23 protein-coding genes are annotated in these 22686 nt (G+C 74.8%); 13 read left to right on the top strand and 10 right to left on the bottom strand.

Annotation, left to right across the window (positions count from 1 at the left end):
* Window positions 1-5: 5 nt before the first annotated feature.
* Both KPL57_RS52260 and KPL57_RS52255 read right to left on the bottom strand, forming a co-directional pair.
* Complete coding sequence (locus tag KPL57_RS52260; RefSeq protein ID WP_226357844.1) at window positions 6-713, bottom strand: 4'-phosphopantetheinyl transferase superfamily protein; 708 nt, start codon at window positions 711-713, stop codon at window positions 6-8.
* Between the two features lie 123 nt (window positions 714-836).
* Window positions 837-1046, bottom strand: a complete 210-nt coding sequence (locus KPL57_RS52255; RefSeq protein ID WP_226357843.1) for a hypothetical protein — start codon at window positions 1044-1046, stop codon at window positions 837-839.
* Window positions 1047-1300: 254 nt separating this feature from the next.
* Between KPL57_RS52255 and KPL57_RS52250 the strand changes: the two genes are divergently transcribed.
* Window positions 1301-2431 carry an FAD-binding oxidoreductase gene (locus KPL57_RS52250; RefSeq protein ID WP_226357842.1) on the top strand — a complete coding sequence of 377 codons (1131 nt, stop codon included), beginning with the start codon at window positions 1301-1303 and terminating at the stop codon, window positions 2429-2431.
* A 35-nt stretch (window positions 2432-2466) separates the two neighbouring features.
* Entirely contained in the window at window positions 2467-3675 is a 1209-nt protein-coding gene (locus tag KPL57_RS52245; RefSeq protein ID WP_226357841.1) for a cytochrome P450, read from the top strand.
* 52 nt (window positions 3676-3727) lie between these two features.
* Here KPL57_RS52245 and KPL57_RS52240 read toward each other — a convergent pair whose 3' ends face one another.
* The 4 genes from KPL57_RS52240 to KPL57_RS52225 form a co-directional block, all read right to left on the bottom strand.
* Complete coding sequence (locus tag KPL57_RS52240; RefSeq protein WP_226357840.1) at window positions 3728-4354, bottom strand: 3-oxoacid CoA-transferase subunit B; 627 nt, start codon at window positions 4352-4354, stop codon at window positions 3728-3730.
* 1 nt (window position 4355) lies between these two features.
* Window positions 4356-5099: a CoA transferase subunit A gene (locus KPL57_RS52235; protein ID WP_226357839.1), complete on the bottom strand. Its 744-nt coding sequence runs from the start codon at window positions 5097-5099 to the stop codon at window positions 4356-4358.
* Between the two features lie 242 nt (window positions 5100-5341).
* On the bottom strand, window positions 5342-6259 hold the full coding sequence (locus tag KPL57_RS52230) for an MOSC domain-containing protein (protein WP_226357838.1): 918 nt from the start codon (window positions 6257-6259) through the stop codon (window positions 5342-5344).
* Window positions 6260-6403: 144 nt separating this feature from the next.
* Entirely contained in the window at window positions 6404-7054 is a 651-nt protein-coding gene (locus tag KPL57_RS52225; protein WP_226357837.1) for an HAD hydrolase-like protein, read from the bottom strand.
* Between the two features lie 74 nt (window positions 7055-7128).
* On the opposite strand from KPL57_RS52225, the gene KPL57_RS52220 reads away from it, so the two are divergent.
* The 6 genes from KPL57_RS52220 (at window position 7129) to KPL57_RS52195 (ending at window position 13688) form a co-directional block, all read left to right on the top strand.
* Entirely contained in the window at window positions 7129-8280 is a 1152-nt protein-coding gene (locus KPL57_RS52220; protein ID WP_226357836.1) for a lyase family protein, read from the top strand.
* Window positions 8277-9080 carry an IclR family transcriptional regulator C-terminal domain-containing protein gene (locus KPL57_RS52215; protein WP_226357835.1) on the top strand — a complete coding sequence of 268 codons (804 nt, stop codon included), beginning with the start codon at window positions 8277-8279 and terminating at the stop codon, window positions 9078-9080. The genes KPL57_RS52220 and KPL57_RS52215 overlap by 4 nt, the downstream gene beginning before the upstream one ends.
* Window positions 9081-9147: 67 nt before the next feature.
* On the top strand, window positions 9148-10284 hold the full coding sequence (locus tag KPL57_RS52210; RefSeq protein WP_226357834.1) for an LLM class flavin-dependent oxidoreductase: 1137 nt from the start codon (window positions 9148-9150) through the stop codon (window positions 10282-10284).
* A 16-nt stretch (window positions 10285-10300) separates the two neighbouring features.
* Window positions 10301-11362, top strand: coding sequence for a winged helix DNA-binding domain-containing protein (locus KPL57_RS52205; RefSeq protein ID WP_226357833.1), 1062 nt, complete (start codon window positions 10301-10303; stop codon window positions 11360-11362).
* 14 nt (window positions 11363-11376) lie between these two features.
* The gene (locus KPL57_RS52200) at window positions 11377-12243 is read left to right on the top strand and encodes a PaaI family thioesterase (protein WP_226357832.1); all 867 of its coding nucleotides are present in this window, start codon (window positions 11377-11379) and stop codon (window positions 12241-12243) included.
* 59 nt (window positions 12244-12302) lie between these two features.
* Window positions 12303-13688 carry an FAD-dependent oxidoreductase gene (locus KPL57_RS52195; protein WP_226357831.1) on the top strand — a complete coding sequence of 462 codons (1386 nt, stop codon included), beginning with the start codon at window positions 12303-12305 and terminating at the stop codon, window positions 13686-13688.
* A 67-nt stretch (window positions 13689-13755) separates the two neighbouring features.
* Here the strand turns inward: KPL57_RS52195 and KPL57_RS52190 are convergent, their stop codons facing one another.
* The gene (locus KPL57_RS52190) at window positions 13756-14067 is read right to left on the bottom strand and encodes a hypothetical protein (protein WP_062396096.1); all 312 of its coding nucleotides are present in this window, start codon (window positions 14065-14067) and stop codon (window positions 13756-13758) included.
* 309 nt (window positions 14068-14376) lie between these two features.
* Between KPL57_RS52190 and KPL57_RS52185 the strand changes: the two genes are divergently transcribed.
* The gene (locus KPL57_RS52185) at window positions 14377-14655 is read left to right on the top strand and encodes an Lrp/AsnC family transcriptional regulator (protein WP_226357830.1); all 279 of its coding nucleotides are present in this window, start codon (window positions 14377-14379) and stop codon (window positions 14653-14655) included.
* A gap of 15 nt (window positions 14656-14670) precedes the next feature.
* Here KPL57_RS52185 and trpD read toward each other — a convergent pair whose 3' ends face one another.
* Both trpD and KPL57_RS52175 read right to left on the bottom strand, forming a co-directional pair.
* Entirely contained in the window at window positions 14671-15714 is a 1044-nt protein-coding gene (gene trpD, locus KPL57_RS52180; RefSeq protein ID WP_226357829.1) for an anthranilate phosphoribosyltransferase, read from the bottom strand.
* A 23-nt stretch (window positions 15715-15737) separates the two neighbouring features.
* Window positions 15738-16133, bottom strand: coding sequence for a response regulator (locus tag KPL57_RS52175; RefSeq protein WP_020625131.1), 396 nt, complete (start codon window positions 16131-16133; stop codon window positions 15738-15740).
* 249 nt (window positions 16134-16382) lie between these two features.
* On the opposite strand from KPL57_RS52175, the gene KPL57_RS52170 reads away from it, so the two are divergent.
* The 4 genes from KPL57_RS52170 (at window position 16383) to KPL57_RS52155 (ending at window position 20770) form a co-directional block, all read left to right on the top strand.
* Window positions 16383-16994: a heme-copper oxidase subunit III gene (locus tag KPL57_RS52170; RefSeq protein ID WP_062396094.1), complete on the top strand. Its 612-nt coding sequence runs from the start codon at window positions 16383-16385 to the stop codon at window positions 16992-16994.
* 64 nt (window positions 16995-17058) lie between these two features.
* Window positions 17059-17925 carry a c-type cytochrome gene (locus KPL57_RS52165; RefSeq protein ID WP_374203908.1) on the top strand — a complete coding sequence of 289 codons (867 nt, stop codon included), beginning with the start codon at window positions 17059-17061 and terminating at the stop codon, window positions 17923-17925.
* Complete coding sequence (locus KPL57_RS52160; protein ID WP_226357827.1) at window positions 17922-19058, top strand: ubiquinol-cytochrome c reductase iron-sulfur subunit; 1137 nt, start codon at window positions 17922-17924, stop codon at window positions 19056-19058. The genes KPL57_RS52165 and KPL57_RS52160 overlap by 4 nt, the downstream gene beginning before the upstream one ends.
* Window positions 19055-20770 carry a ubiquinol-cytochrome c reductase cytochrome b subunit gene (locus KPL57_RS52155; protein ID WP_226357826.1) on the top strand — a complete coding sequence of 572 codons (1716 nt, stop codon included), beginning with the start codon at window positions 19055-19057 and terminating at the stop codon, window positions 20768-20770. Before KPL57_RS52160 ends, KPL57_RS52155 begins: the two co-directional genes overlap by 4 nt.
* Window positions 20771-20854: 84 nt before the next feature.
* Here KPL57_RS52155 and KPL57_RS52150 read toward each other — a convergent pair whose 3' ends face one another.
* Complete coding sequence (locus KPL57_RS52150) at window positions 20855-22600, bottom strand: DEDD exonuclease domain-containing protein (protein ID WP_226357825.1); 1746 nt, start codon at window positions 22598-22600, stop codon at window positions 20855-20857.
* Window positions 22601-22686: the final 86 nt, after the last annotated feature.

The following is a 22686-nucleotide window of genomic DNA, read 5'->3' as shown; positions in this document are numbered from 1 at the left end:
CACCATCACCCGTGCATCGTGCCCCGGCGCACCGACAGGACCGCGTCGCCGTCGGCGACGGCGACGGCCGGGGCCACCGGTCCCGCCCCGGCGACGGCGCCCGGGTGGTCGGCGAGACCGGTGGCGACGTCGGCGACCCACCAGCTCCCGCCGGTGCCGGTCCAGCCCAGCACCCGGGCCGGGGCGTGCGGCGGGGACAGCGTGATCGCGTCCATCGGGCTCGACAGGCCCTCGCCGGTGGCCTTGAGCAGCGCCTCCTTGCGGGTCCAGGTGACCAGGAACCCGGTGCCGTCGGGCGTGCCCGCGGCGAGCTCGGCGGGGGAGAGGGCGTGCCGGACCAGGCCGTCGAGGCCGGACAGCGGGCGGTGCGCCTCGACGTCGACGCCGACCGGGCCGGTCCCGACCGCGACGCCGACCAGCGCGCCGGAGTGGGTCAGCGAGAAGCCGGGGTCGTCGCCGCGCCCGGCCAGGCGCGGCTTGCCGTGCGGCTCCCCGCAGCGACAGGTGCGGTCCAGGACGAGCGCGGCGGGGTCGGCGTCGAGCCGCTCGGCGAGCACGAGCCGGGCCAGGGCGTGCGCGGCGAGGTAGCGGGCACGGTCCTCGGGCCTGCGCAGTGCGCGGAGCCGCTCGCGTTCATGGGCGTCCAGCAGCGCGACGAGGTCGGCGCGGTCGCCGGGATCGGCCGGGGCGGCCCACCAGACGGTGACGGTCACGGCGTCCAGCCTTCCACGTCGCCCCCGCACCGGGCCGCACCGCCGGGAGTGATCACGGATCGGGCACGCGGAGGGTCGCCTGCCGACGTCCCCGGTGCCCGATCCGTGATCGTGCCCGTGCCCTCAGCCGCTGCGGCGGGCGGCGAAGTCCGTGCGGACGTGGGCCGGGCGGGCCTGCGGGGCCGGCCCCGCCGTGCGCGGTACCGCCGGGCCGCCCGGGGCGCCGGACCGGCCGCGCTTCGCCGCGCGCCGCTCGGCGCGGTTGGCGGGCGTGGGCGCCCCGGCGGGACCGGTGTCGGCGGTGGGGACAGGGGTGTGGCGGGTCGTGGGCATACGACCTCCTCGGAGCATCGGGTCGGACTCGGACCGGGTGCGGAGGGCCGGTGACGCGCGGGGACGCCGGAAGGGCCGCACGAGGGCGGCGACGGTTCCGGGCCCGGTGGACGTCACGGGCCGGCGGCGGGGGCGCGGAGGTCGACTCCGCGGGCCGCTCAGAGGAACCGGATCAGCATGGCGGCGACGCTACGACGACCGCCCGGGCCGGGGCCACCGGTTTTCCCCGGTGCCGCCGACCTATCGTCGCGGGCATGGAGACGGCGGACGTGCTGGTGGTCGGCGGCGGCATCGCCGGGGTGTCGGTCGCGTGGGAGCTGGCCGCGCACGCCCGCGTCGTGCTGACCGAGGCCGAGCAGGACCTGCCGGTCCACTCCACCGCCCGCTCGGCCGCCACCTACATCCCCGGTCACGGCTCCGGCCCGTTCCGCGCGCTGATCGACGCCTCCGGGCCGCGGTTCGCCGCGCTGCCCGAGCAGCTCGGGACGCCGCCGCTGCTGTCCCCGCGCCCGGTCCTGCACCTCGCCGACGACGAGCAGGCCGCCGACCGTCTCGCCACGACGCTGCGCGAGCAGCACGGCGAGCCCGGCGCCCCGGTCGCCCTGGACCCCGCGCAGGCGTGGCGACGCGCGCCGGTGCTGCGCCGTGCCCCGCGTGCGGCCGCGTGGACCGCCGGTGCCTGCGACGTCGACACCGCGGCCCTGCACGACGGCTATCGGCGCGGGCTGCGCGCCCGCGGCGGCACCGTGCTGCGCGGCGCCCGGGTGGCCGCGCTGGACCGGGACGGCTCCGGCTGGAGCGCGACGACGACCGCCGGGCACCGGGTGCGGGCGGGAGTGGTCGTCGATGCGGCCGGGGCCTGGGCCGACGCGGTGGCGGCGCTGGCCGGTGTGCCCGGCGCCGGGTTGACCCCGTACCGGCGCACGATCGCCGCCTGCCCGGTCGGTGACCCGTCGGTGCTCACCGTCGACGGTACCGTCCTGCCGATGATCGCCGACGCCGCGGAGCGCTGGTACCTCAAGGCCGAGGCGGACATCGTGCTGGTCTCCCCGGCCGACGAGACCCCGGCCGAGCCGGGCGACGCGCGGCCCGCGGAGCTCGACGTCGCCCTCGCCCTGGACCGGGTGGACTCGGTGACCACGCTCGGGCTGCGGTCGGTCCGGACCGCGTGGGCGGGGCTGCGGACCTTCGCCCCCGACCGCGCCCCGGTGCTGGGCGCGCGCCCGGAGCACCCGGGCTTCTTCTTCGTCGCGGGGCAGGGCGGGTCGGGCATCGAGTCCGCCCCGGCGCTGGCGGCGCTGGCCGCGTCGGTCGTCCTGGGCCACCCGGCCCCGGCCGACGTCGACCTCGACCCCGCTGTGTGCTCGGTCACACGACTGACGTAAGCGGCTGCTTACCCATGGCTGGCACCATGGTCCCCATGGCGCTGACCACCACCGGCACCGAGACGCACGACCTGTTCTCGGGCGACTTCTGGACCGACCCGCACCCCGCCTACGCGGCCCTGCGCACCGAGGAGCCGGTGCGTGAGCTCGCACTGCCGGACGGGAAGGCGTGGCTGATCAGCCGCTACGCCGATGTCCGCGCGGCGTTCGTCGACCCGCGGCTGAGCAAGGACTGGCGGTACACGCTCCCCGCCGACCAGCGCGAGGGCCAGCCGGCCGCGCCGATCCCGATGATGATCCTGATGGACCCGCCGGACCACACCCGGCTGCGCAAGCTCGTCGGCCGCTCGTTCACCGTGCGGCGGATGAACGACCTGCAGCCCCGGGTCGAGGAGATCACCCAGGAGCTGCTCGACGCGCTGCCCGCCGAGGGCCCCGTCGACCTCATGCGCCAGTACGCGTTCCTCGTCCCGGTGCTGGTCATCTGCGAGCTGCTGGGCGTCCCGGCCGAGGACCGCGACAGGTTCTCCGCGTGGTCGTCGGTGATGGTCGACGACTCTCCGCAGGAGGAGAAGTTCGCCGCGATGGGCAGCCTGAACGGCTACCTCGCCGAGCTGATCGAGCACAAGCGCACCGAGCCCGACGACGCCCTGCTGTCCGGCCTGCTCGCCGTCAGCGACGCCGACGGCGACCGCCTGTCGTCCGAGGAGCTCGTCGCGATGGCGACGCTGCTGCTCATCGCCGGGCACGAGACCACGGTCAACCTGATCGGCAACGGCGTGCTCGCCCTGCTGACCCACCCCGAGCAGCGCGCCCGGCTGCAGGCCGACCCGTCGCTGATCACCTCGGCGGTGGAGGAGTTCCTGCGCTTCGAGTCCCCGGTCTCGAACGCCCCGATGCGGTTCGCCAGCGAGGACGTCGAGTACTCCGGGGTGACCATCCCGGCCGGGTCGACCGTCATGCTCGGGCTCGCCGCGGCGAACCGGGACCCGGAGTGGCTGGAGGACCCGGAGCGGCTCGACATCACCCGGGACTCGTCGTCCGGGGTGTTCTTCGGTCACGGCATCCACTTCTGCCTGGGCGCGCAGCTCGCGCGCACCGAGGGCCGGGTGGCGATCGGCAAGCTCATCGCCCAGCGGCCGGACCTGGCGCTGGCCGTCGAGCCGTCCGAGCTCGAGTACCGCGAGTCGACACTGGTCCGGGGCCTGTCCCGGCTGCCGGTCACGCCGGGCGAGCCCGCCTGAGGGCGGCGCCGCCGCCGGGCGCGACCGAGGGGGGTGCGCCCGGCGGGCGGTGTCAGCGCAGCGGTGCGCCGGTCTTCTCCCGCACCTCGTCGGCGCTGACGCCGGGCGCGGTCTCGACCAGCTCGAGCCCGTCCGGCGTCACGTCGATCACGGCCAGGTCGGTGACGATCTTTGTGACGCAGCCCAGGCCGGTGATCGGCAGCGAGCACCGCTCGACGATCTTGGGAGACCCGTCCTTGGAGACGTGGTCCATCATCACGATCACCGAGCGCGCGCCGTGGACGAGGTCCATCGCCCCGCCCATCCCCTTGATCATCTTGCCGGGGATCGCCCAGTTCGCGAGGTCGCCGTTCGCGGCGACCTCCATCCCGCCCAGGACGGCGACGTCGAGCTTCCCGGCCCGGATCTGGCCGAAGCTCTCCGCCGAGCCGAAGAAGGCGGCGCCGTCGGCGACGGTGACGGTCTCCTTGCCGGCGTTGATGAGGTCGGCGTCGACCTCGTCGTCGGTGGGGTAGGGGCCGACGCCGAGGATCCCGTTCTCCGAGTGCAGGACGACCGTCCGGCCCTCGGGGATGTGCCCGGGCACCAGGGTCGGCATGCCGATGCCGAGGTTGACGTAGGAGCCGTCGGGCAGCTCGGCCGCGACCCGGGCGGCCATCTCGTCACGGTTGAGGGCCATGTCAACGCACCGTCCTGAACTCGACCGGCTTCTCGGCGCCGGGGACGTGCAGCACGCGGTGCACGTGGATGCCGGGGGTGTGCACCGCGTCGGGGTCGATCTCCCCGGGCTCGACCAGGTGCTCGACCTGGGCGATCGTGGTCCGCCCGGCCGCGGCGCAGTCCGGGTTGAAGTTGCGCGCCGCGCGCCGGAACACCAGGTTGCCGTGCCGGTCGCCCTTCCAGGCGTGGACCAGCGCGAAGTCCGGGGTGAGGGCGCGCTCGAGGACGTAGGTCACGCCGTCGAACTCGCGGGTCTCCTTCGCTGGGGACTCGACGGCGACCGAGCCGTCGGAGGCGTAGCGCCAGGGCAGCCCGCCCTCGGCGACCAGCGTCCCGACCCCGGCCGGGGTGTAGAACGCCGGGATGCCCGCGCCGCCGGCCCGCAGCCGCTCGGCGAGCGTGCCCTGCGGGGTCAGCTCCAGCTCCAGCTCGCCGGCCAGGTACTGGCGGGCGAACTCCTTGTTGTTGCCGACGTAGGAGCCGATCGTGCGCCGGATCCGCCCGGCGGCGAGCAGGGTGCCGAGGCCGAAGCCGTCGACGCCCAGGTTGTTCGAGATCGTCTCCAGGTCCGTCGCGCCCTGCTCCAGCAGCGCCGCGATCAGCACCGTCGGAACCCCGGACATGCCGAACCCGCCGACCGCGAGCGACGCCCCGTCGCCGATGTCGGCGACCGCGTCCGCGGCGGATGCCACCACCTTGTCCATCACGCACCTCCGTCGCCGACGACGGTACGCGGCGTACGACAGACGCACAAGCGTTCGCTATGCGAACACATGCGGAGCGGCGTCCGCGCCGAGATGCAGCTCAGCGGGGCCGGGGGTGCCCCGCATCCCCGCTGAGCTGCATCTCGGCGACCGCCCCGCGGCTCAGCGCGGCCCGCGGCCCGGCCCGCGGCGACGCCGGGGGCGCGGCGTCCGTGCGGAGGGCCGGGCCGGGCGGGTGGTGGTCAGGCCGGGGCGGGGGCGGTGTGCGGGTCCCCGACGGCGATCTCCCCGCCCGCGGCGACCTCGGCGTACACGCCCGCACAGGCCCAGACCCCGCCGACCTGCGGGATCTCGATGCGGTTGTTCTTCGCGATCGTGCGCAGGGTGTCCGGGTCGTTAGGCAGGTCGCCCTGGGCGAGCGTCGTCATGACGCACCGCATGGTGGCGAAGGAGAAGGTGACGCGGGCCTCGTCGCCGATCGTCGACGTGCTGCCCGGCCAGTCGTTCTCGACGAAGCCGGGGCCGCCGTCGGGGGAGGAGTCGGCGCGGAGCACGAGGTTCGGCCGGTAGCGCAGCGGGTCGAAGGTCGCCTCCGGCGCGAGCTCACGGAGCCGGTCGAGGGTGGACTCGGTGAGGACGTGCAGCGACGACAGGTCGAAGAACGTGCCCGGCGCCCCGAACGCGGAGATGTCGAACCGGCTGATGACCTCGCCGGAGTCCTCGTGCCGGGTCGTCGTGTCCTCGATGAGCTTGCGCGGCGCGAGCTGCTGCGGGGTGAGGCCCTCGATGTCGGGCCACAGCTCCTCGAAGTAGCTGCCCTCCGGCGGCACCGAGATCAGCGACACGTCCCGGCCGAGCGCGGCGGACAGCGCGGTGTCCAGGCCCTCGTCGTCGCTGGGCAGGACCGAGCCGTCCGGGAAGGTGATCTCGACCGGCGGCAGCGGCTCCCCGGTCACCGGCTCGGCGACGAACCGGGCCGAGAAGCTGAGCAGACCGAGCCAGCGCTTGGGCACCTTGGCGCTGGCGATGCTCCCGGTCTCCGTGTCGAGCACCGCGTAGGCGCGGTCGCCCAGCAGTCCTCGTTCGGTGATGGTGGCCCGGGTCAGGGACTCCCCGAGCATCGACTTGACCGGATAGCGGTAGAGCGCGGCGACCGTCATGTCCGGTGTATATCGGCCCGTCCGTTCGACGCGCACGGCCCGAACGGACGGGCCCGCGAGAGCGCTCCTCAGCTGAGGACACGACCCCTGCCGACGGCCGCAGATGCGCGGCCGTCGGTGCCCGGTTCACCCGGACGTCGCAGCTCAGAGGCCGAGCAGTGCCGTCCGCAGCTCGTCGGCGGAGGCGTACACCGTCGTGGCGCCCGCGGCCTCAAGCTCGCCCGGCTCGGCGTAGCCCCAGCCCGCCCCGACGCAGCGGAGGCCGTGCTCGGCGGCGCCCTCGACGTCGTGCAGCCGGTCGCCGACCATCAGCGGCTCGTCCGCACCCGAGGGCGACCCGAGCCGGCGCAGCGCCTCGGCGACGACGGCGCCCTTGGTCGGCCGGTCCGCGGCGCGGGTGTCGCCGACGATCTCGGTGAACAGGTCGGTCCAGCCGTGGTGGGCGAGGATCTTGCGCGCCGAGGTCTCGCCCTTGCTGGTGGCCAGGGCCATCGTCACGCCGGCCGCGGACAGGGCACGCAGCAGGTCCGGGACGCCGGGGTAGGGCGTGCAGTCCAGGCAGCCGTCCTCGTCGCCGTAGAGGCGCCGGTACACCGGCAGCACGGCGGCGGTGCCCTCGTCGCCGAGGATCGGGGGCAGGCTGCGGTAGAGCGGCGGGCCGAGCAGGTGCGTGCCGAGCGCGGACTCGGGGACGTCCAGGCCCACCTCGTCGATCGCGCGGCGCATCGAGCCGAGGATGCCGGGGGCGGAGTCGACGAGGGTGCCGTCGAGGTCGAGCAGGATGTGGGTCAGCACGTCGGGTCATTCTGCCTCCCGGGTGACCCGGCCGTCCCTTCTCCCCGACGGTCGCAGGCCGTACGCTTGTACGCATGGCGAACACACTGCTCGGGCCGCTGTCCGGCACCGACCGGGTCGACGGCCTGCTCGACGACGGCGCGTGGATCGCCGCCCTGCTGGAGGTCGAGCTGGCGCTCTCGGCGGTCGCCGCCGAGCAGGGCGCGGTCACCGAGCACGACGCCGACGCGGTGGAACGCGCCGTCGCCGCCGTCGCGGGCGTCGACCCGCACGCGCTGGCCGCCGAGTCGGTCGAGGGCGGTAACCCGGTGATCCCGCTGGTCAAGCGGCTCAAGGCGGCCGCGGCGCGGATCCAGCCCGGCGCCGAGCGGGCGGTGCATCCGGGTGCCACCAGCCAGGACGTCATGGACACCGCGCTGATGCTGCTCACCCGCCGGGCCGGGCACCGCGTCGTCGCCGACCTCACCGCCTGCGCCGACGCCGCGGCCGCGCTCGCCGCCACCCACCGCGACACCCCGTGCGCCGCCCGCACCCTCGGCCAGCAGGCGCTGCCCACCACCTTCGGCCTGGTCGCCGGCACCTGGTGCACCGGGCTGGACCGGGCCCGCTCCGGCCTCGACCGGGTGCTCACCGCGCTGCCGGTCTCCTACGGCGGCGCCGCGGGCACCCTCGCGGCCGTCCACCCGCACGGCCCGGCCGTCGCCGACGCGCTGGCCGCGCGGCTCGGGCTCGCCCCGCAGGGCGTGCCGTGGCACACCGAACGCAGCCGCATCGGCGAGCTCGCCGGGGCGCTCGGCGTCGCCGCCGGGGCCTGCGCCAAGCCCGCGGGCGACGTCGTGCTGCTGTCCGCCACCGAGCTCGGCGAGGTGTCGGAGTCCGCGCCGGGGGACTCGTCGTCGATGCCGCACAAGCGCAACCCGGCCGCGGCGGTCACCGCCCGTGGCGCCGCGAAGCGCGCCCCCGGCCTGGTCGCGACGCTGCTCGCCGGCGCCGAGCAGGAGTTCCAGCGTGCCGCCGGGGCCTGGCACGCGGAGTGGGAGACGCTCGTCGCGCTGCTGCGGGTCACCGCGGGCGCCGCGGCCCGGCTGCGGGTGAGCCTGGAGGGGCTGCAGGCGCACCCCGAGGCGATGGCCCGCAACCTCGACCTCGCCGCGGGCGCCCAGGGCCACGGCACCGGGCACGCCGCCGACCTGGTCGACACCGTCCTCGCCGGACGGCCGGCGTGAGCACCCCGGAGGACGTGGGCGCCCCGCGCACCGAGCAGGTCCGCTCGCTGGCCCGCGGGCTGGCCGTCATCCGGTCCTTCGACGCGCAGCGCCCGCAGCAGACCCTCGCCGACGTCGCCCGTGCCACCGGGCTCACCCGCGCCGCGGCCCGCCGGTTCCTGCTCACCCTGGCCGAGGAGGGCTACGTCCGCACCGACGGCAGGCTGTTCACCCTCACCCCGCGGGTGCTGGAGCTCGGCTGGTCCTACCTGTCCGCGATGGGCCTGCCCGAGATCGCGGCCCCGCACCTGGAGCGCCTGGTCGCCACGGTGCGCGAGTCCGCGTCGGTGTCGGTCCTCGACGGCGACCCGCACACCGGCTACGACGTCGTCTACGTCGCCCGCGTCCCCACCTCGCGGATCATGACCGTCACCATCACCATCGGGACCCGCTTCCCGGCCTGGGCGACGTCGATGGGCCGCGTCCTGCTCGCCGCGCTCCCGCCCGCCACCCTCGACTCCTACCTCGGCGCGCTGGAGCCGGCGGCGCTGACCGCGCACACCGTCTCGACCCCGGAGCAGCTGCGCACCGAGCTGGACCGGGTCCGCACCGACGGGCACTGCGTCGTCGACCAGGAGCTGGAGGCCGGGCTGCGCTCGGTCGCGGTGCCCGTCCACGACCGAGCCGGGCGGGTCGTCGCGGCCGCGAACGTCTCCACCCACGCCTCCCGCAACGACGCCGACGGCCTGCGCGCCGACATCCTGCCCGAGCTGCGCGCCTGCGCCGCCGCGATCGAGGCGGACCTGCGCGCCGCCGGGTAGCCGGGAACAGACCGCGCCCGCGGCGGGTTGGCCCTCCCAGGAGCTGATCTCGAGCGACGGAGGCACGGTGAGCGGACGTCTGCACCTGGCGGTCGAACTCGGAGCGGCGGGGCGCCACCCCGGCGCGTGGCGGCTCGGCGGCGCCGACCCGGCCCGGCTGTTCACCGCCCCGTACCACCTGGACCTGGTCCGCACCGCGGCGCGCGGCGGCCTCGACCTCGTCGCGCTGCCCGACTCGCTGCGGCCGCCCGGTGCCGACCCGGCCGCACTGCCCGGCACCCTCGACGCCGTCGCCGTCGCCGCGCGGGTCGCGCCCGCCGTCCCCGGCATCGGGGTCGTGCCGACGGTGACGGTCACCCACACCGAGCCGTTCCACCTGTCCAAGGCCGTCGCCACCCTGGACTTCGTGTCCACCGGGCGGGCCGGCTGGCAGCCCGACGTGTCGCGCACGCAGGCCGAGGCCGACCTGTTCGGCCGTGCGCGCGCCGACCGCGACGCGGCCTCCCTCTGGCGGGAGGCCGGCGAGGCCATCGAGGTCGCCGCCCGGCTGTGGGACTCCTGGGAGGACGACGCCGAGATCCGCGACGCCGCCACCGGACGCTTCGTCGACCGCGACCGGCTCCACCACATCGACTTCACCGGCGAGTTCTTCTCCGTGACCGGTCCGTCGATCACACCGCGCCCGCCGCAGGGGCAGCCCCTGACCGTGCTGCGCGGCGACGAGACCGAGGCGCTGGCGACCGTCGGCCGCTACGCCGACGTCGTCCGGGTCGCGGCCGACACGGTCGCCGGAGCCGCCGAGGCCCGGGACCGGGTCCGTGCCGCCGTCGCCGACGCCGGGCGCGACCCCGAGCAGGTCACCGTGCTGCTCGACGTCGAGACCCTGCTGGGCGACGACGCCGCCGCGCGGCTGCGCGAGCTCGACGCACTCGCCCCCGCCGACGCCGACCCCGCCCCGGCGACGCTGCGCCACGTCGGCGACCCGGCCGCGCTCGCGGCCCTGCTGCGCGACGCCGCCGAGGAGCGCGCCGCCGACGGGTTCGTGCTGGTCCCGCTGGCGCTGCCGTCCGGGGTGGACGAGATCGTCGACGGCCTGCTGCCCGCACTCGGCGACGCCTGGACGCCCGCCCCCTACGACGGCACCCTGCGCGACCGCTTCGGGCTCGCCCGCCCCGCGGACCGGTACACCCGGACGGCGGGCTGACCGGCACACTCGCCGGGTGCGCGTCCTCACCGCCGACGACCGGCTGCGGGCCCTGCTCGCCCGCCAGCTCCTCACCGGGCGCGCCGCCCTGAGGGTGCCGCGCGCCCTGGAACGCATCGGCGGGCTGCAGACCCAGCACGCCCCGTCGGGCTACCTCGGGCTGTGGTCGCGGCTGACCGGCTTCGAGCGGGCCACGCTGACCGCGATGCTGCACGACGGACGCGTCGTACAGGCCTGGGCGATGCGCTCGACCATCCACATGCTCAGCCGCCGCGACCACCCGGTGTTCACCGCCGCCGTCCGCGCCGAGCAGCGCGCGGACTGGCTGCGGCTGCTCCGCGACGTCACCGACGCCGACATGACCGCCGCCGCACGCGTCGTCGGCGGGCTGCTGGCCGACGGGCCGCGCCGGCACGCCGAGATCACCGCCGCACTCGCCGACGCGGGCCTGCCCGCGGGTGTCTTCCCCGGCGTGCAGCACTGGGTCGGGCTCGTGCGGGTCCCGCCCGCCGGTACCTGGGCGACCCCGCGCGCCCACGTCCACGGCCTCGCCGCGCCCGGCCCGGAGCCCGATCCCGCCGCGGCACGGGCCACGCTGGCCCGCCGCTACCTGCGGGCCTTCGGGCCCGCGTCCGCGCCGGACGTCGCGCGGTTCGCCGGCTGGCCGGTCGGCGTCGCCCGTGCCGCCCTGGCGGGACAGGACCTGCGCCCGTTCGCCGCCGAGGACGGCACCGCGCTGCTCGACGTGCCGCGCGCCCCGCTGCCCGGGCCCGGCACCCCGCTGCCGGTGCGCTTCCTCGGCCCCTACGACGCGGTGCTGCTGCTCGGGCACGCCGCGGCCACCGGGATCGTGCCCGCCGAGCACCGCCATCACGTGTTCGCCACGACCCGGCCCCGCTCGGCGCCGGTGTTCCTGCTGCACGGCCGGGTCGCCGGCACCTGGGAGCACCGCGACGGCCGCGTCGTCACCACCCCGTTCACCCCGCTCGACGCCGCCGACCGGCGCGCCGTCGACGACGAGGCCGAGCTGCTCACCGCCTGGTACCGGGACCCGGGGCCGGGAGCGCCCCCGGCGTGACGCACGATGGGATCATGACCGGCACGATGCAGCCGCAGCCGACCAGGCCCGGACCGGGCACCCGGGAGCGGCTGCGGCGCGCGCCGGTCGAGTCCGGTCTCGGGATGGCCCCCGACCCGTCGTCGACGCCGGAGCGCGTGGTGGTGCGCGCCCCGCTGCACGACGGTGTCCGCACCGCCGACGGCCGGGTCCTCCCGGTCCTCCCGGCGCTGCTGGCCGACGCGGGCCTCGGCTACCTCGTGTTCTCCACCGCGCGGCTCACCGCCGGCGCGCCCACCGTCGACCTGCGCCTGGACGTGGCCGGGGTGCCCGCACCGGACGCGCGGTGGCTGCGCGCCGAGCTGACGCTGCTGCACCTCGACGACGAGGTCGGCGTCGGCCGGGCCGAGATGCGCGACGACACCGGGGTCGCCGTCGCGCACGTCGTCGCCACCTTCGCGCTGACCGGTGCCCCCGCGGGCCCCGGCGGGCTCGCGACCGCGCCCGCGACGGGGACCACCACCGCCGCCGGCACCGACGTCCGGGCCGCGCTGCCGCCGTTCGACGCCACCCGGCTGCGGCCGGAGCACCTCGAGCGCGACGCCGACGGCGACGTCGTGTTCACCCCCGGCCCGTCGACGACGAACCTCAACGGCACCACCCACGGCGCGGTCCTGTCCGGGCTCGCCGCCGCGGCCCAGTCCGCGCACCCCGGCGCCGCGGACGCCCGGCCGCTGTCGACGACGGTGGAGTTCCTGCGCCCGGTGCAGGTCACCGACCGGCTGCGGGCCCGCACCGTCGCGATCCGCGACGGCCGCCGCTTCCGCACCCTGGGCACGGAGCTGCTGCTGCCCGACGGGCGGACCGCGGTGCGCGCCGTCGGCACCGCGCTGCGCCGATGATCGCCCGGACGGGTCATCGCTGTTAGCGTCGTCACCGTCCCCGGCTCGGAGGTGCGCACGTGTCGACCCCGCAGGTCCCCGCCCCACGCCCCCACCGGATCGCCGTCATCGGGTCCGGACCGTCCGGCCTGTACACGGCCGAGGCGCTGCTGGCGGGTGACCCGTCGGTGCACGTCGACGTGATCGACCGGCTGCCCGCGCCCTACGGTCTGGTCCGCTACGGCGTCGCCCCCGACCACGTGAAGATGAAGTCGGTCATCCGGGCCCTGGTGAAGACCTTCGACGACAGCGACCGCGTCCGGTTCCTCGGCAACGTCCACGTCGGCCCCGGCGGCATCCCGGGGGAGGCGCTGCGGGAGCACTACCACGCCGTCGTGCACGCGACGGGCAGCGCGGTCGACCGCGACCTCGGCGTCCCGGGGGAGGACCTCGCGGGCTCGGTCGGGTCCGGCGCGTTCGTGTCCTGGTACTGCGGGCACCCCGACGCGGTCGGTCCCGGCCCGCTGCTCGACCGCCCCGGCGTGGTCGTGGTCGGCGCGGGGAACGTCGCCGTCGACGTCGCGCGGGTCCTGGCCCGCCCCGCCGACGACCTCGCCGCCACCGACGCGCACGACGCGGTGCTCGACGCGCTGCGGGCGAGCGCGGTCACCGACGTGCACGTGCTGGTCCGGCGCGACCCGCTGCACGTGAAGTTCACCCCCGCCGAGCTGCGCGGTCTCGGCGGCCTCGACGACGTCGACGTCGTGGTGCACGACGACGGCCTGCTCGCCGCGGGCGTCGCCGAGCCGGAGGAACGCCGGATGCGCCAGAACATCGAGATGCTCACCGAGTGGGCCGGCCGGTCCTCCACCGGCGCGCCCCGGCGGATCCACCTGCGGTTCCTGCGGTCCCCGGTCCGGCTCGTCGACGACGGCACCGGCCGGGTCGGCGCCGTCGAGATCGAACGCAACGCCCTCGGCGACGACGGCCGCGTGCGCGGCACGGGGGAGCGGGAGACCCTGGAGGCGGGCCTGGTCGTGCGGGCCATCGGCTACGCGGGCGAGCCCATCGAGGGCCTGCCGTTCGACGCGGCCACCGGCACCGTCCCGCACGAGGCCGGACGGGTGCTGCTCGGCGGGGAGCCGGTGCGCGGCAGCTACGTGGCCGGGTGGATCAAGCGGGGCCCGACCGGGGTGATCGGCACCAACAAGGGCGACGGCGCGCAGACCGCGGAGTCGGTGCTGGCTGACCTGCCGGCCCTGGCGACGCCGCCGCGGCCGGGTGGCGACGCCGTCGTGGAGCGGATGCGCTCCTACGGCGTCGACCCCGTGCTGTGGGAGGACTGGCTGCGTCTCGACGCCGCCGAGCTCGCACTGGGGGAGCGGCGCGGCGGCACCGACCGGGTCAAGATCGCCGACCGGGCGGAGATGCTCGACGCGGCCCGCAGCCGCAGCTCACGGTCGTAGCGGGGCCGCGTCGCGTGGCTGCCGTACGACCGCCGTGCGGCTCAGTGCAGGTCGACCGCCGTGCGGCTCAGTACGGGTCGACCGCCATGACGCAGGACATCGCGCCCATGCCGCGGGAGAAGTCGTCGGCCTCGTCGGGGGTCATCGACATGGTGCAGGTGACCGAGCTGTAGGCGACGCCCTCACGGACGTCGACGCAGAACTCGCGCAGCGTGCGGCCGCAGCTCTGCAGCGCCGAGGCGATCTGCATGACCCCGGCCATCCCGTCGCCGGTGACGACGGTGTGCCGGCGGGGCATCCGGGACGCGATGTCCGCGGCGCCACCGGAACCGGTGGGGAAGGAGAAGGTGGTGGTGGGACGGTCGGCGGTGATGCTCATGATGATGTGGCTCCATGCGTTGCGCGAGAGAGAAGCGGGAACGCGAGCCAGGTCTCGTAGGTCCTCACCGCGGTGTGCGGGAGGGAAGCGCCGGGATTGCGGCGCGGGCGCGTCGGCGGCCTGGATCAGCCGACGCGCAGTGCTACTACCGCGAGAAGTCGTGCGGGCAGCGCTGCGGCCGGAGCAAGGGTGTGCTCGACGGTGCGCATGACGATCACAGTAGCAACCGGATGCGGCCTGCGCCACAGGGGATGCCCCCACTAGCCTCATCGGTGTCCGCCACGCCCTGACCCGAGGGGGAGCCCCACCGTGATCACCGCGATCGTCCTGGTGCACACCGCCGCCGACCGGATCCCCGAGACCGCGCAGGCCATCGCGGACCTCGACGGCGTGTCGGAGGTCTACTCCTGCGCCGGTGACGTGGACCTGATCGCGATCGTCAAGGTGCGCGAGCACGAGCAACTCGCCGACGTGATCGCCAGCAGGCTCAGCAAGATCGACGGCGTCGTCGGGACCGACACCCACATCGCGTTCCGGTCCTACTCCAGGGCCGACACCGACGCCGCGTTCGCCATCGGGCTCGACTGAGCCCGGCCCCGCGGGTCAGGCCGACGCGAGCTCGGTCGAGAGCGCGGCCCAGCGGGTCAGCAGGTCCGCGGCCGCACCGGAGTCCACCGCCTCGGCGACGGCGTCGAGCGCCGCCCCGACCGACGCGGTGAGGTCCGGGCCGACCCCGCGGTGCGCGGCGAGCGCCCCGGCGGCGTTGAGGAGCACGGCGTCGCGCACCGGACCGGTCTTGCCGGCCACCAGGTCGCGGACGACGGCGGCGTTGACCTGCCGGGTGCCGCCGCGCAGGTCCTCGGCGGTGGCCACGCCGACTCCGAGGTCGGCCGGGTCGAGCCGCTCCTCGCGGACGGCGCCGCCGTCGCTGATCCAGACGGTGCTGCGCCCGGTGGTGGTCAGCTCGTCGAGCCCGTCGTCGCCGCGCACCACCAGTACCGACTTGCCGCGCCGGGCGAAGACCTCGGCCATCGTCGCGGCGTGCCGGGGGTCGGCGCAGCCGATCAGGCCGGTCTCCGGCTGGGCCGGGTTGGACAGCGGCCCGAGCAGGTTCATCGCGGTCGGGACGCCGAGCTCGCGACGGACCCCGCCGGCGTAGCGCATGGCGGGGTGGAAGGACTGGGCGAAGCAGAACGCGATCCCCAGCTCCGCGGCGCACCGCTCGACCGCGGACGGGGTCAGCTCGATCGCGACACCCAGCTCCTCCAGCACGTCGGCCGTCCCGCACTGCGACGACGCCGCGCGCCCGCCGTGCTTGACCACCGGCGCACCCGCCGCGGCGACGACGATCGCCGCCATCGTGGAGATGTTCACCGTGTGCGCCTGGTCCCCGCCGGTGCCGACGACGTCGACCGAGCGGCCGGGCACGTGCACCCGCAGCGCGTGGGCGAGCATCGCGTCGGCCATGCCCGAGATCTCCGCGGGCGTCTCGCCCTTCGCGCGCAGCGCCACGAGGAACCCGGCGAGCTGCGCCGGGGTCGCCTCGCCGGCGAAGACCTGACCCATCGCCCAGGTCGCCTCGTCGGCGGTGACGTCCTCGCCGCGCATCAGGCGGCCGATCACGGAGGGCCAGGTGGGTGCGCTCACGACGTGAGGTGTCCTCTGTCTCGCTACTGCTGCTGGGTCAGGGTGCCGGGCCGGTGGTCGCGCAGGACCTGCGCGACGACCTCGGCCGCCTCGATCGGGTCGAGCGGGTGCACGAGCACGGCGTCCGCCTCCGACCAGGTGGCGAGCCAGCGGTCGTCCCGGCGGCGGACGGTCAGCACGATCGGGGGGCAGTCGACGATCTCGTGACGCAGCTGCTTGGCCACGCCCATCCCGCCGGTCGGTTGCGCCTCGCCGTCGAGGACCAGCAGGTCGGCCTCGCCGGCGTCGCAGGCCGCGAGGACCTCGGCGATGCCGGCCGCCTCCACCCAGCGCACCCGGCCCACGTCCGGCGCGGGCCGCCGCCCGACCGCCTCGATGATGCTCTCGCGGACCTCGGGACGGTGGCTGTAGACCAGCACCGTGCTGGTCCCCGTCACCGATCCGGCCGCGCTGCCGATCTCTGCCGCTCGTCCGCTCACGCCGGGGATACTAGGGGAACCCTCCGTCGCCCCCGAACGTTGTCGTGTCGGCGGTCCGGGACGGGGCCGTCCGGCGGCCGTTCGGTCGCCCCGACCAGGCGAAGAGTTCGGTGATCATGGGGTCCGTTCGCCGATCGTGATGTGGCGAGGGGTATCCCGACAAGCCGTAGAAGTTCGGCTCGGGTCATAATGCCCGACGTGACGACAGCGGCACCCAACATCAGCGCGCGGATCCATTCGCTGAACCGCCCCAACCTGGTCAGCATCGGCACCATCGTCTGGCTCTCCAGCGAGCTGATGTTCTTCGCCGGGCTGTTCGCGATGTACTTCACCGCGCGGGCGCAGAACGACGGCCCCTGGCCGCCGCCGCCCACCGAGCTCGACGTCCCCTACGCGCTCGCGATCACGATCGTGCTCGTGGCGTCCTCGTTCACCTGCCAGTTCGGCGTGTTCGCCGCCGAGCGTGGTGACGTGTTCGGCCTGCGTCGCTGGTACGCCCTGACGCTGGCGATGGGGACGTTCTTCGTGCTCGGCCAGGCCTTCGAGTACTACACCCTGGTCACCTCGCACGAGACGACGATCGCGTCGAGCGCCTACGGGTCGGTCTTCTACCTGGCGACCGGCTTCCACGGGCTGCACGTGGTCGGCGGCCTGGTCGCGTTCGTGTACCTGATCATCCGCACGAAGCTCAGCAAGTTCACGCCCGCCCAGGCCACCGCGGCGATCGTGGTGTCGTATTACTGGCACTTCGTCGACGTGGTGTGGATCGGGCTGTTCGCCACGATCTACTTCATCCGCTGACCGATCGCGCCGCCCGTTCCCTGACAGCACCCGCCACGACGTCGAGGTTGGAAGACCCCCAGCGATGACCGAGAACCAGAACCCACCACCGGCCGCACGGCCGGACGAGAAGGCCGGGGGCCGCACCCGTCCGCACGGCAAGATGAAGCGCCGCATCGCCGGCGCCCTCGCCATCGGGCTGGGCCTGCTGTCCGTCGGTTTCCTCTACGCCGCCTTCGCGCCGCAGCCGCAGGTCGCCCAGGCGCAGCAGGACACCGCGCTGATCGCCAAGGGCGAGCAGCTCTACAACAACACCTGCATCACCTGCCACGGTGCGAACCTGCAGGGCGTCCAGGACCGCGGCCCGAGCCTCATCGGCGTCGGTGACGCGGCGGTCTACTTCCAGGTGTCCTCGGGCCGTATGCCGATGGCGCGCCAGGAGGCCCAGGCGGCCCGCAAGCACCCGCTGCCGATCTTCGACCCGGAGACCCAGGAGGGCCGGGCGAACCTCGAGGCGCTGGGCGCGTTCGTGCAGGCCAACGGCGGCGGGCCGGTCACCCCGGCCGCGACCGGCGAGGCCCTGCGCGGCGACGACCCGGGCCGCGGCGGCGTGCTGTACCGCCTGAACTGCGCCTCGTGCCACAACTTCACCGGTGTCGGCGGCGCGCTGTCGTCCGGCAAGTACGCTCCCGCGCTCGAGCCGGCCAGCGAGGAGCAGATCTACACCGCGATGCAGACCGGTCCGCAGAACATGCCGCGCTTCTCCGACCAGCAGCTCACGCCGCAGGAGAAGCAGGACATCATCGCGTACATCAAGTCGGTGAACCACGCCAACGACCCGGGCGGCTACTCGCTGCTGGGTCTCGGTCCGACGGCCGAGGGTGTCTTCATCTTCGCCGTCGTGATGTCCGGTCTGGTCGGGTTCGCCATCTGGTTGGGGGCGAAGAGTTGAGCAGCGAAGTCAGCACCGGGTCGGACCGTCGTCCGACCAAGGAGGAGCTCGACGCGATGTCGCCCGAGCAGCTGGCCCGTCTGGCCGGCGAGCTCGACGAGGTCGAGGTCGTGCACAACACGCCGGCGTTCCCGATCCCGGGGACCCGCGCGGAGAAGCGCGCCGAGCGTTCGGTCGCGCTGTGGTTCGTCATCTCGGCGATCTCCATGATCGCCTTCGTGGTCGCGTTCATCGCGTGGCCGTGGGAGTACGTCAACGTCGGCGAGCCCGGCCACGCGCTCTACAACCTCTACACCCCGGTCATCGGCTTCACCTTCGGGTTCTCGGTGCTCTCCATCGGCATCGCGGTCATCCAGATGGTGAAGAAGCTGTTCCCGGAGGAGACCTCGGTCCAGCAGCGCCACGACGGCCCGTCCACCGACGTCGACCGCGCCACCTTCCTGGCCCAGGTCGCCGACGCCGGCAAGGGCACCACGATCGGGCGTCGCAAGCTGATCATCCGCAGCGCCGGTCTGGCCGCGGCGGTGGCCGGTATCGGCACCGGTGTCGTCGCGCTCGGCGGCATCATCCGGAACCCGTGGGCCGAGGGCGACGACTCCCCGCTGTGGCACACCGGCTGGCGTCCGGAGAACGGCGAGACGGTGTACCTGCGCACCGACACGGGTATCCTCTCCGAGATCGCCCGAGTGCGACCCGAGGACATGGAGCCGGGTGCGATGATGACCGTCTTCCCGTACCGCGAGAGCGAGCGGGGCAACGAGGAAGAGCTGCTGCACGCGCAGCGCGCCTCGGACGCGCCGGTCATGCTCATCCGTCTCCGCCCCGGGACCGAGGTCACCAAACGCCCCGGTCAGGAGAACTTCAACTACGGTGACTTCTACGCCTGGTCGAAGGTCTGTACCCACCTCGGGTGCCCGACCTCGCTGTTCCAGGCGCAGGACAACCGCATTCTCTGCCCGTGCCACCAGTCGCAGTTCCTGGCCACGCAGGACGCCGAGCCCGTCTTCGGGCCGGCCGCCCGGCCGTTGCCGCAGCTGCCGATCACGGTGAACGAGGAGGGCTACTTCGTCGCCCGCAGCGACTTCGTGGAGCCCGTCGGACCCGCGTTCTGGGAGAGGCCGAAGACGACATGAGTTCGATCACGACACCCACCACCTCCTCGGGTGGCCTCGCGGCCAAGGGCGGCGCGGCACTCGACCAGGCGGACCAGCGTTACCACGCGGCGGCGGGGCTCCGGAAGCAGTTCAACAAGGTCTTCCCGACCCACTGGTCGTTCATGCTGGGCGAGATCGCCCTGTACAGCTTCATCATCGTGCTGCTGTCGGGCACCTACCTGGCGCTGTTCTTCGACCCCTCCATGCAGGAGGTCGTCTACAACGGGCCGTACGACCCGCTGCGCGGCGTCCACATGTCGCGGGCCTACGAGTCCGCGCTGGAGATCTCGCTCGAGGTCCGCGGCGGCCTGTTCATGCGTCAGCTGCACCACTGGGCGGCGCTGCTCTTCGTCGCGGCGATGATCATCCACATGTTCCGGGTGTTCTTCACCGGCGCGTTCCGCAAGCCGCGTGAGGCCAACTGGACCATCGGCGTCGTCTTGATCCTGCTGGGCACCTTCGCCGGCTTCACCGGCTACTCCCTGCCGGACGACCTGCTCTCGGGCGTCGGGCTGCGGATCGCCTCGGGCATCACGCTGACCGTGCCGATCATGGGCACCTGGGTGCACTGGGCGCTGTTCGGCGGCGAGTTCCCCGGGACCGAGATCATCCCGCGGCTCTACATCATCCACGTGCTGATCCTGCCCGGCATCATCCTCGCGCTGATCGCCGTGCACCTCGGCCTGGTCTGGTACCAGAAGCACACCCAGTTCCCCGGCCCCGGCCGGACCGAGAACAACGTCGTCGGCGTGCGGATCATGCCGCAGTTCGCGGCGAAGGGCGGCGCGTTCTTCTTCGTCGTCGCCGGTGTGCTGACGCTGATCTCGGGCCTGTTCCAGATGAACCCCATCTGGCACCTCGGGCCGTACGACGCCTCGCACATCTCCGCCGGGTCGCAGCCGGACTTCTACATGCTGTGGTCGGAGGGCATGGGCCGGATCTTCCCGCCGTGGGAGTTCTATCTGTTCGGGACGTACACGATCCCGGCGGCGTTCATCCCCACCGCGGGCTTCCTGCCGGTGCTGTTCGTGCTCGCCGGGGCCTACCCGGCCATCGAACGGCGCTTCACCGGGGACGACGCGCTGCACAACCTGCTGCAGCGTCCGCGCGACGTCCCGGTCCGGACCGCGCTCGGCGCCATGGCGATCTCGTTCTACCTGTGGCTCGTGATGTGCGGGTTCAACGACTGGATCTCGTACTTCTTCCACATCTCGCTGAACGCGACCACGTGGGCCGGCCGCATCGGTCTGCTCGTCGTGCCGCCGATCGTGTACTGGGTGGCCTACCGCTGGTGCATCGGTCTGCAGCGGTCGGACCGCGCGGTGCTGGAGCACGGCATCGAGACGGGCATCATCAAGCGGCTGCCGCACGGTGAGTTCATCGAGGTGCACCAGCCGCTGGGCGGCGTCGACTCGCACGGTCACGCCATCCCGCTGGAGTACCAGGGCGCCTCGGTGCCCAAGCGGATGAACCAGCTCGGCCTGGCGGGTGAGCCGGTCTCCGGTTCGCTGCTCACGCCGGACCCGGCCGAGGAGTCCCGTGCGCTGGCCGTGGCCCGCCACGAGGCCCACGAGCGGGAGCTCGAGGAGTCCCGCCGGCGTCACGAGGCGCGGGCGGAGCTCGAGTCTCGCAGCGGTGAGCTCGCGGGCCGCCCGGACGACGGTGGTCGTCCGCAGCAGCCGCGCGACTGAGCACGGCCCGGGCCCCGGCCCGGAAGCACTCCACGGCGGCCCCGCCGGAGACACGGTCTCCGGCGGGGCCGCCGTCGTACGTTCTCAGACCCCGGCGGGCTCGTCGGGGGAGCGGTCCCCGGTGCGGTGCGACGCCTCCCGGGCCCGGTCGGCCCACTCCCGCCAGGCACCCCCGCCCCGTGCCGGCTCCGCCCACGGCGGGTTGCAGTACACCAGCCGGGTCCCGCCGGTGGTGAGCCAGCGGTGCAGGATCCGGACCTCCTCCGACGGGGCCCCACGCAGCGGCCCGTCGCCGGGCAGGACCGTCTGCGCTCCGGTCCGCAGCGCCTCGACGACCGGCATCGGCCGCACCCCGCGCGGGGCGTTGCCCGCGGCGGCGAGCCGTCCGTGGCGCAGGACGGCGAGCTCCCAGCCGCCCCGCCCGTCGGGCCGGGCACCGACCAGCTCGTCGATCCCCGCGAGCGCGGCCAGGGTTCCGCCCCGGTCGACCCCGGCGGCCAGCGTGGCCAGCCGGTCCCGGGCCCGTGCGGCCGCCTCGTAGCGCCCGCCGGCGGACCGGTCGTCGACCTCGGCGGCCAGCACCCGCAGCGGGCCGTCGTCCCGCCCCGCGACGAGGTCGCCCCAGGCGTGCACGGCGGGCGCGTAGTCCTCGGCGGGCTGCAGCCCGGCGCACGGGGCGGCGCAGCGGCCCAGCTCGTGCAGCGCGCACGGCGTCGCCGACGGGTTCCGGGCCGGGATGCGGATCGTGCACCGGCGCAGCGGCAGCGCATCCAGTGCCGCGTCGAGCACGTCGGTCGCGGCCCGCTGCGACCCGAACGGGCCCAGGGCACCCGCCCGCGGGGTGGCGACGACCGACAGCCGCGGGAACGCCTCCGCCGTCGGCACCACCCAGTAGGCCCGGCCGGGGTTGCGGGAGCGCCGGTTGTACGGCGGGCGGTGCGCGGCGATGAGCGCCAGCTCGCGCACCGAGGCCTCCAGGGCGTGCGCGCAGACCACCGTGTCGACCTTCTCGGCGCGGGCGAGCATGTCGCGGACCCGTCGGCGCTTCTCCCCGGCCGTGAAGTACGACCGCACCCGCCGGTGCAGGTCGCCGCTGGTGCCGACGTAGAGCACCTGGCCGTCGCCGCCGCGGAACAGGTACACCCCGGGCTCGGAGGGCACGTCGTTAGCCAGGTGCCTGCGGCGGCGCTGGGTGGTGGTGGGCCGGTGCGGCGCCCGGTCACGGACGAGCTGCAGCAGCTCCTCCAGGCTCTGCACGCCCAGGTTCCCGATCCGCTCCAGCAGGTGGTGCAGCACCTCGACGGTCGCCCGGGCGTCGGTCAGTGCCCGGTGGTCCGGGGTGGTGGCACAGCCGAAGTGCCGGGCCAGCGTGCCCAGCTTCACGCTGGGGCACTCGGCGTGCGGGAGCACGGCCCGGGCGAGCCGGGCGGTGCACAGGACCGGCGGGCCGGGCCAGGGGCGCTCGAGGCGCTCGCAGGCGGCCTTGAGGAACCCCGTGTCGAACGGGGCGTTGTGCGCCACCAGCACCGAGCCGCGGAGCATGTCGAGCACCGAGGGCAGGACCGCGCCCAGCGGTGGCGCGTCGTGCAGCATCGCGTTCGTGATGCCGGTCAGCCGTGTGATGTCGGCCGGGACCCGCACGCCCGGGTCGACGAGGGTGCCGAGCTCGGAGATCCGGCTGCCGCCGCGCACCGCGACGGCGCCGACCTCGGTGATGGCGTCGGTCCGGTGGCTGCCGCCGGTGGTCTCCAGGTCCACCACGCAGAAGGTGACGTCGCGCAGCGGCGTGCCCAGCTCGTCGAAGGTGAGCTGCGGGGAGCAGGAGGTCACGCCCCGCACCGTAGCCGTGGGGTCCGACAGTATGTTCGAACACCCGGCCCGGGACCGGGGGAGCGGGGCGCCGACACCGATCGGGG

This window comes from Pseudonocardia sp. ICBG601 (assembly GCF_020496245.1).
Note: the sequence above shows the minus strand (reverse complement) of the source record. Positions and strands in the feature narration are given on the sequence as shown.

Bases quoted from the DNA above. Each gene is read 5' to 3' on its own strand.
- KPL57_RS52245 (WP_226357841.1), top strand. From the start codon at position 2,467: ATGGCGCTGACCACCACCGGCACCGAGACGCACGACCTGTTCTCGGGC.
- KPL57_RS52250 (WP_226357842.1), top strand. From the start codon at position 1,301: ATGGAGACGGCGGACGTGCTGGTGGTCGGCGGCGGCATCGCCGGGGTG.
- KPL57_RS52220 (WP_226357836.1), top strand. From the start codon at position 7,129: ATGGCGAACACACTGCTCGGGCCGCTGTCCGGCACCGACCGGGTCGAC.
- KPL57_RS52230 (WP_226357838.1), bottom strand. From the start codon at position 6,259: ATGACGGTCGCCGCGCTCTACCGCTATCCGGTCAAGTCGATGCTCGGG.
- KPL57_RS52170 (WP_062396094.1), top strand. From the start codon at position 16,383: ATGCCCGACGTGACGACAGCGGCACCCAACATCAGCGCGCGGATCCAT.
- KPL57_RS52255 (WP_226357843.1), bottom strand. From the start codon at position 1,046: ATGCCCACGACCCGCCACACCCCTGTCCCCACCGCCGACACCGGTCCC.
- KPL57_RS52235 (WP_226357839.1), bottom strand. From the start codon at position 5,099: ATGGACAAGGTGGTGGCATCCGCCGCGGACGCGGTCGCCGACATCGGC.
- KPL57_RS52200 (WP_226357832.1), top strand. From the start codon at position 11,377: ATGACCGGCACGATGCAGCCGCAGCCGACCAGGCCCGGACCGGGCACC.
- KPL57_RS52155 (WP_226357826.1), top strand. From the start codon at position 19,055: ATGAGTTCGATCACGACACCCACCACCTCCTCGGGTGGCCTCGCGGCC.
- KPL57_RS52240 (WP_226357840.1), bottom strand. From the start codon at position 4,354: ATGGCCCTCAACCGTGACGAGATGGCCGCCCGGGTCGCGGCCGAGCTG.
- KPL57_RS52165 (WP_374203908.1), top strand. From the start codon at position 17,059: ATGACCGAGAACCAGAACCCACCACCGGCCGCACGGCCGGACGAGAAG.
- KPL57_RS52190 (WP_062396096.1), bottom strand. From the start codon at position 14,067: ATGAGCATCACCGCCGACCGTCCCACCACCACCTTCTCCTTCCCCACC.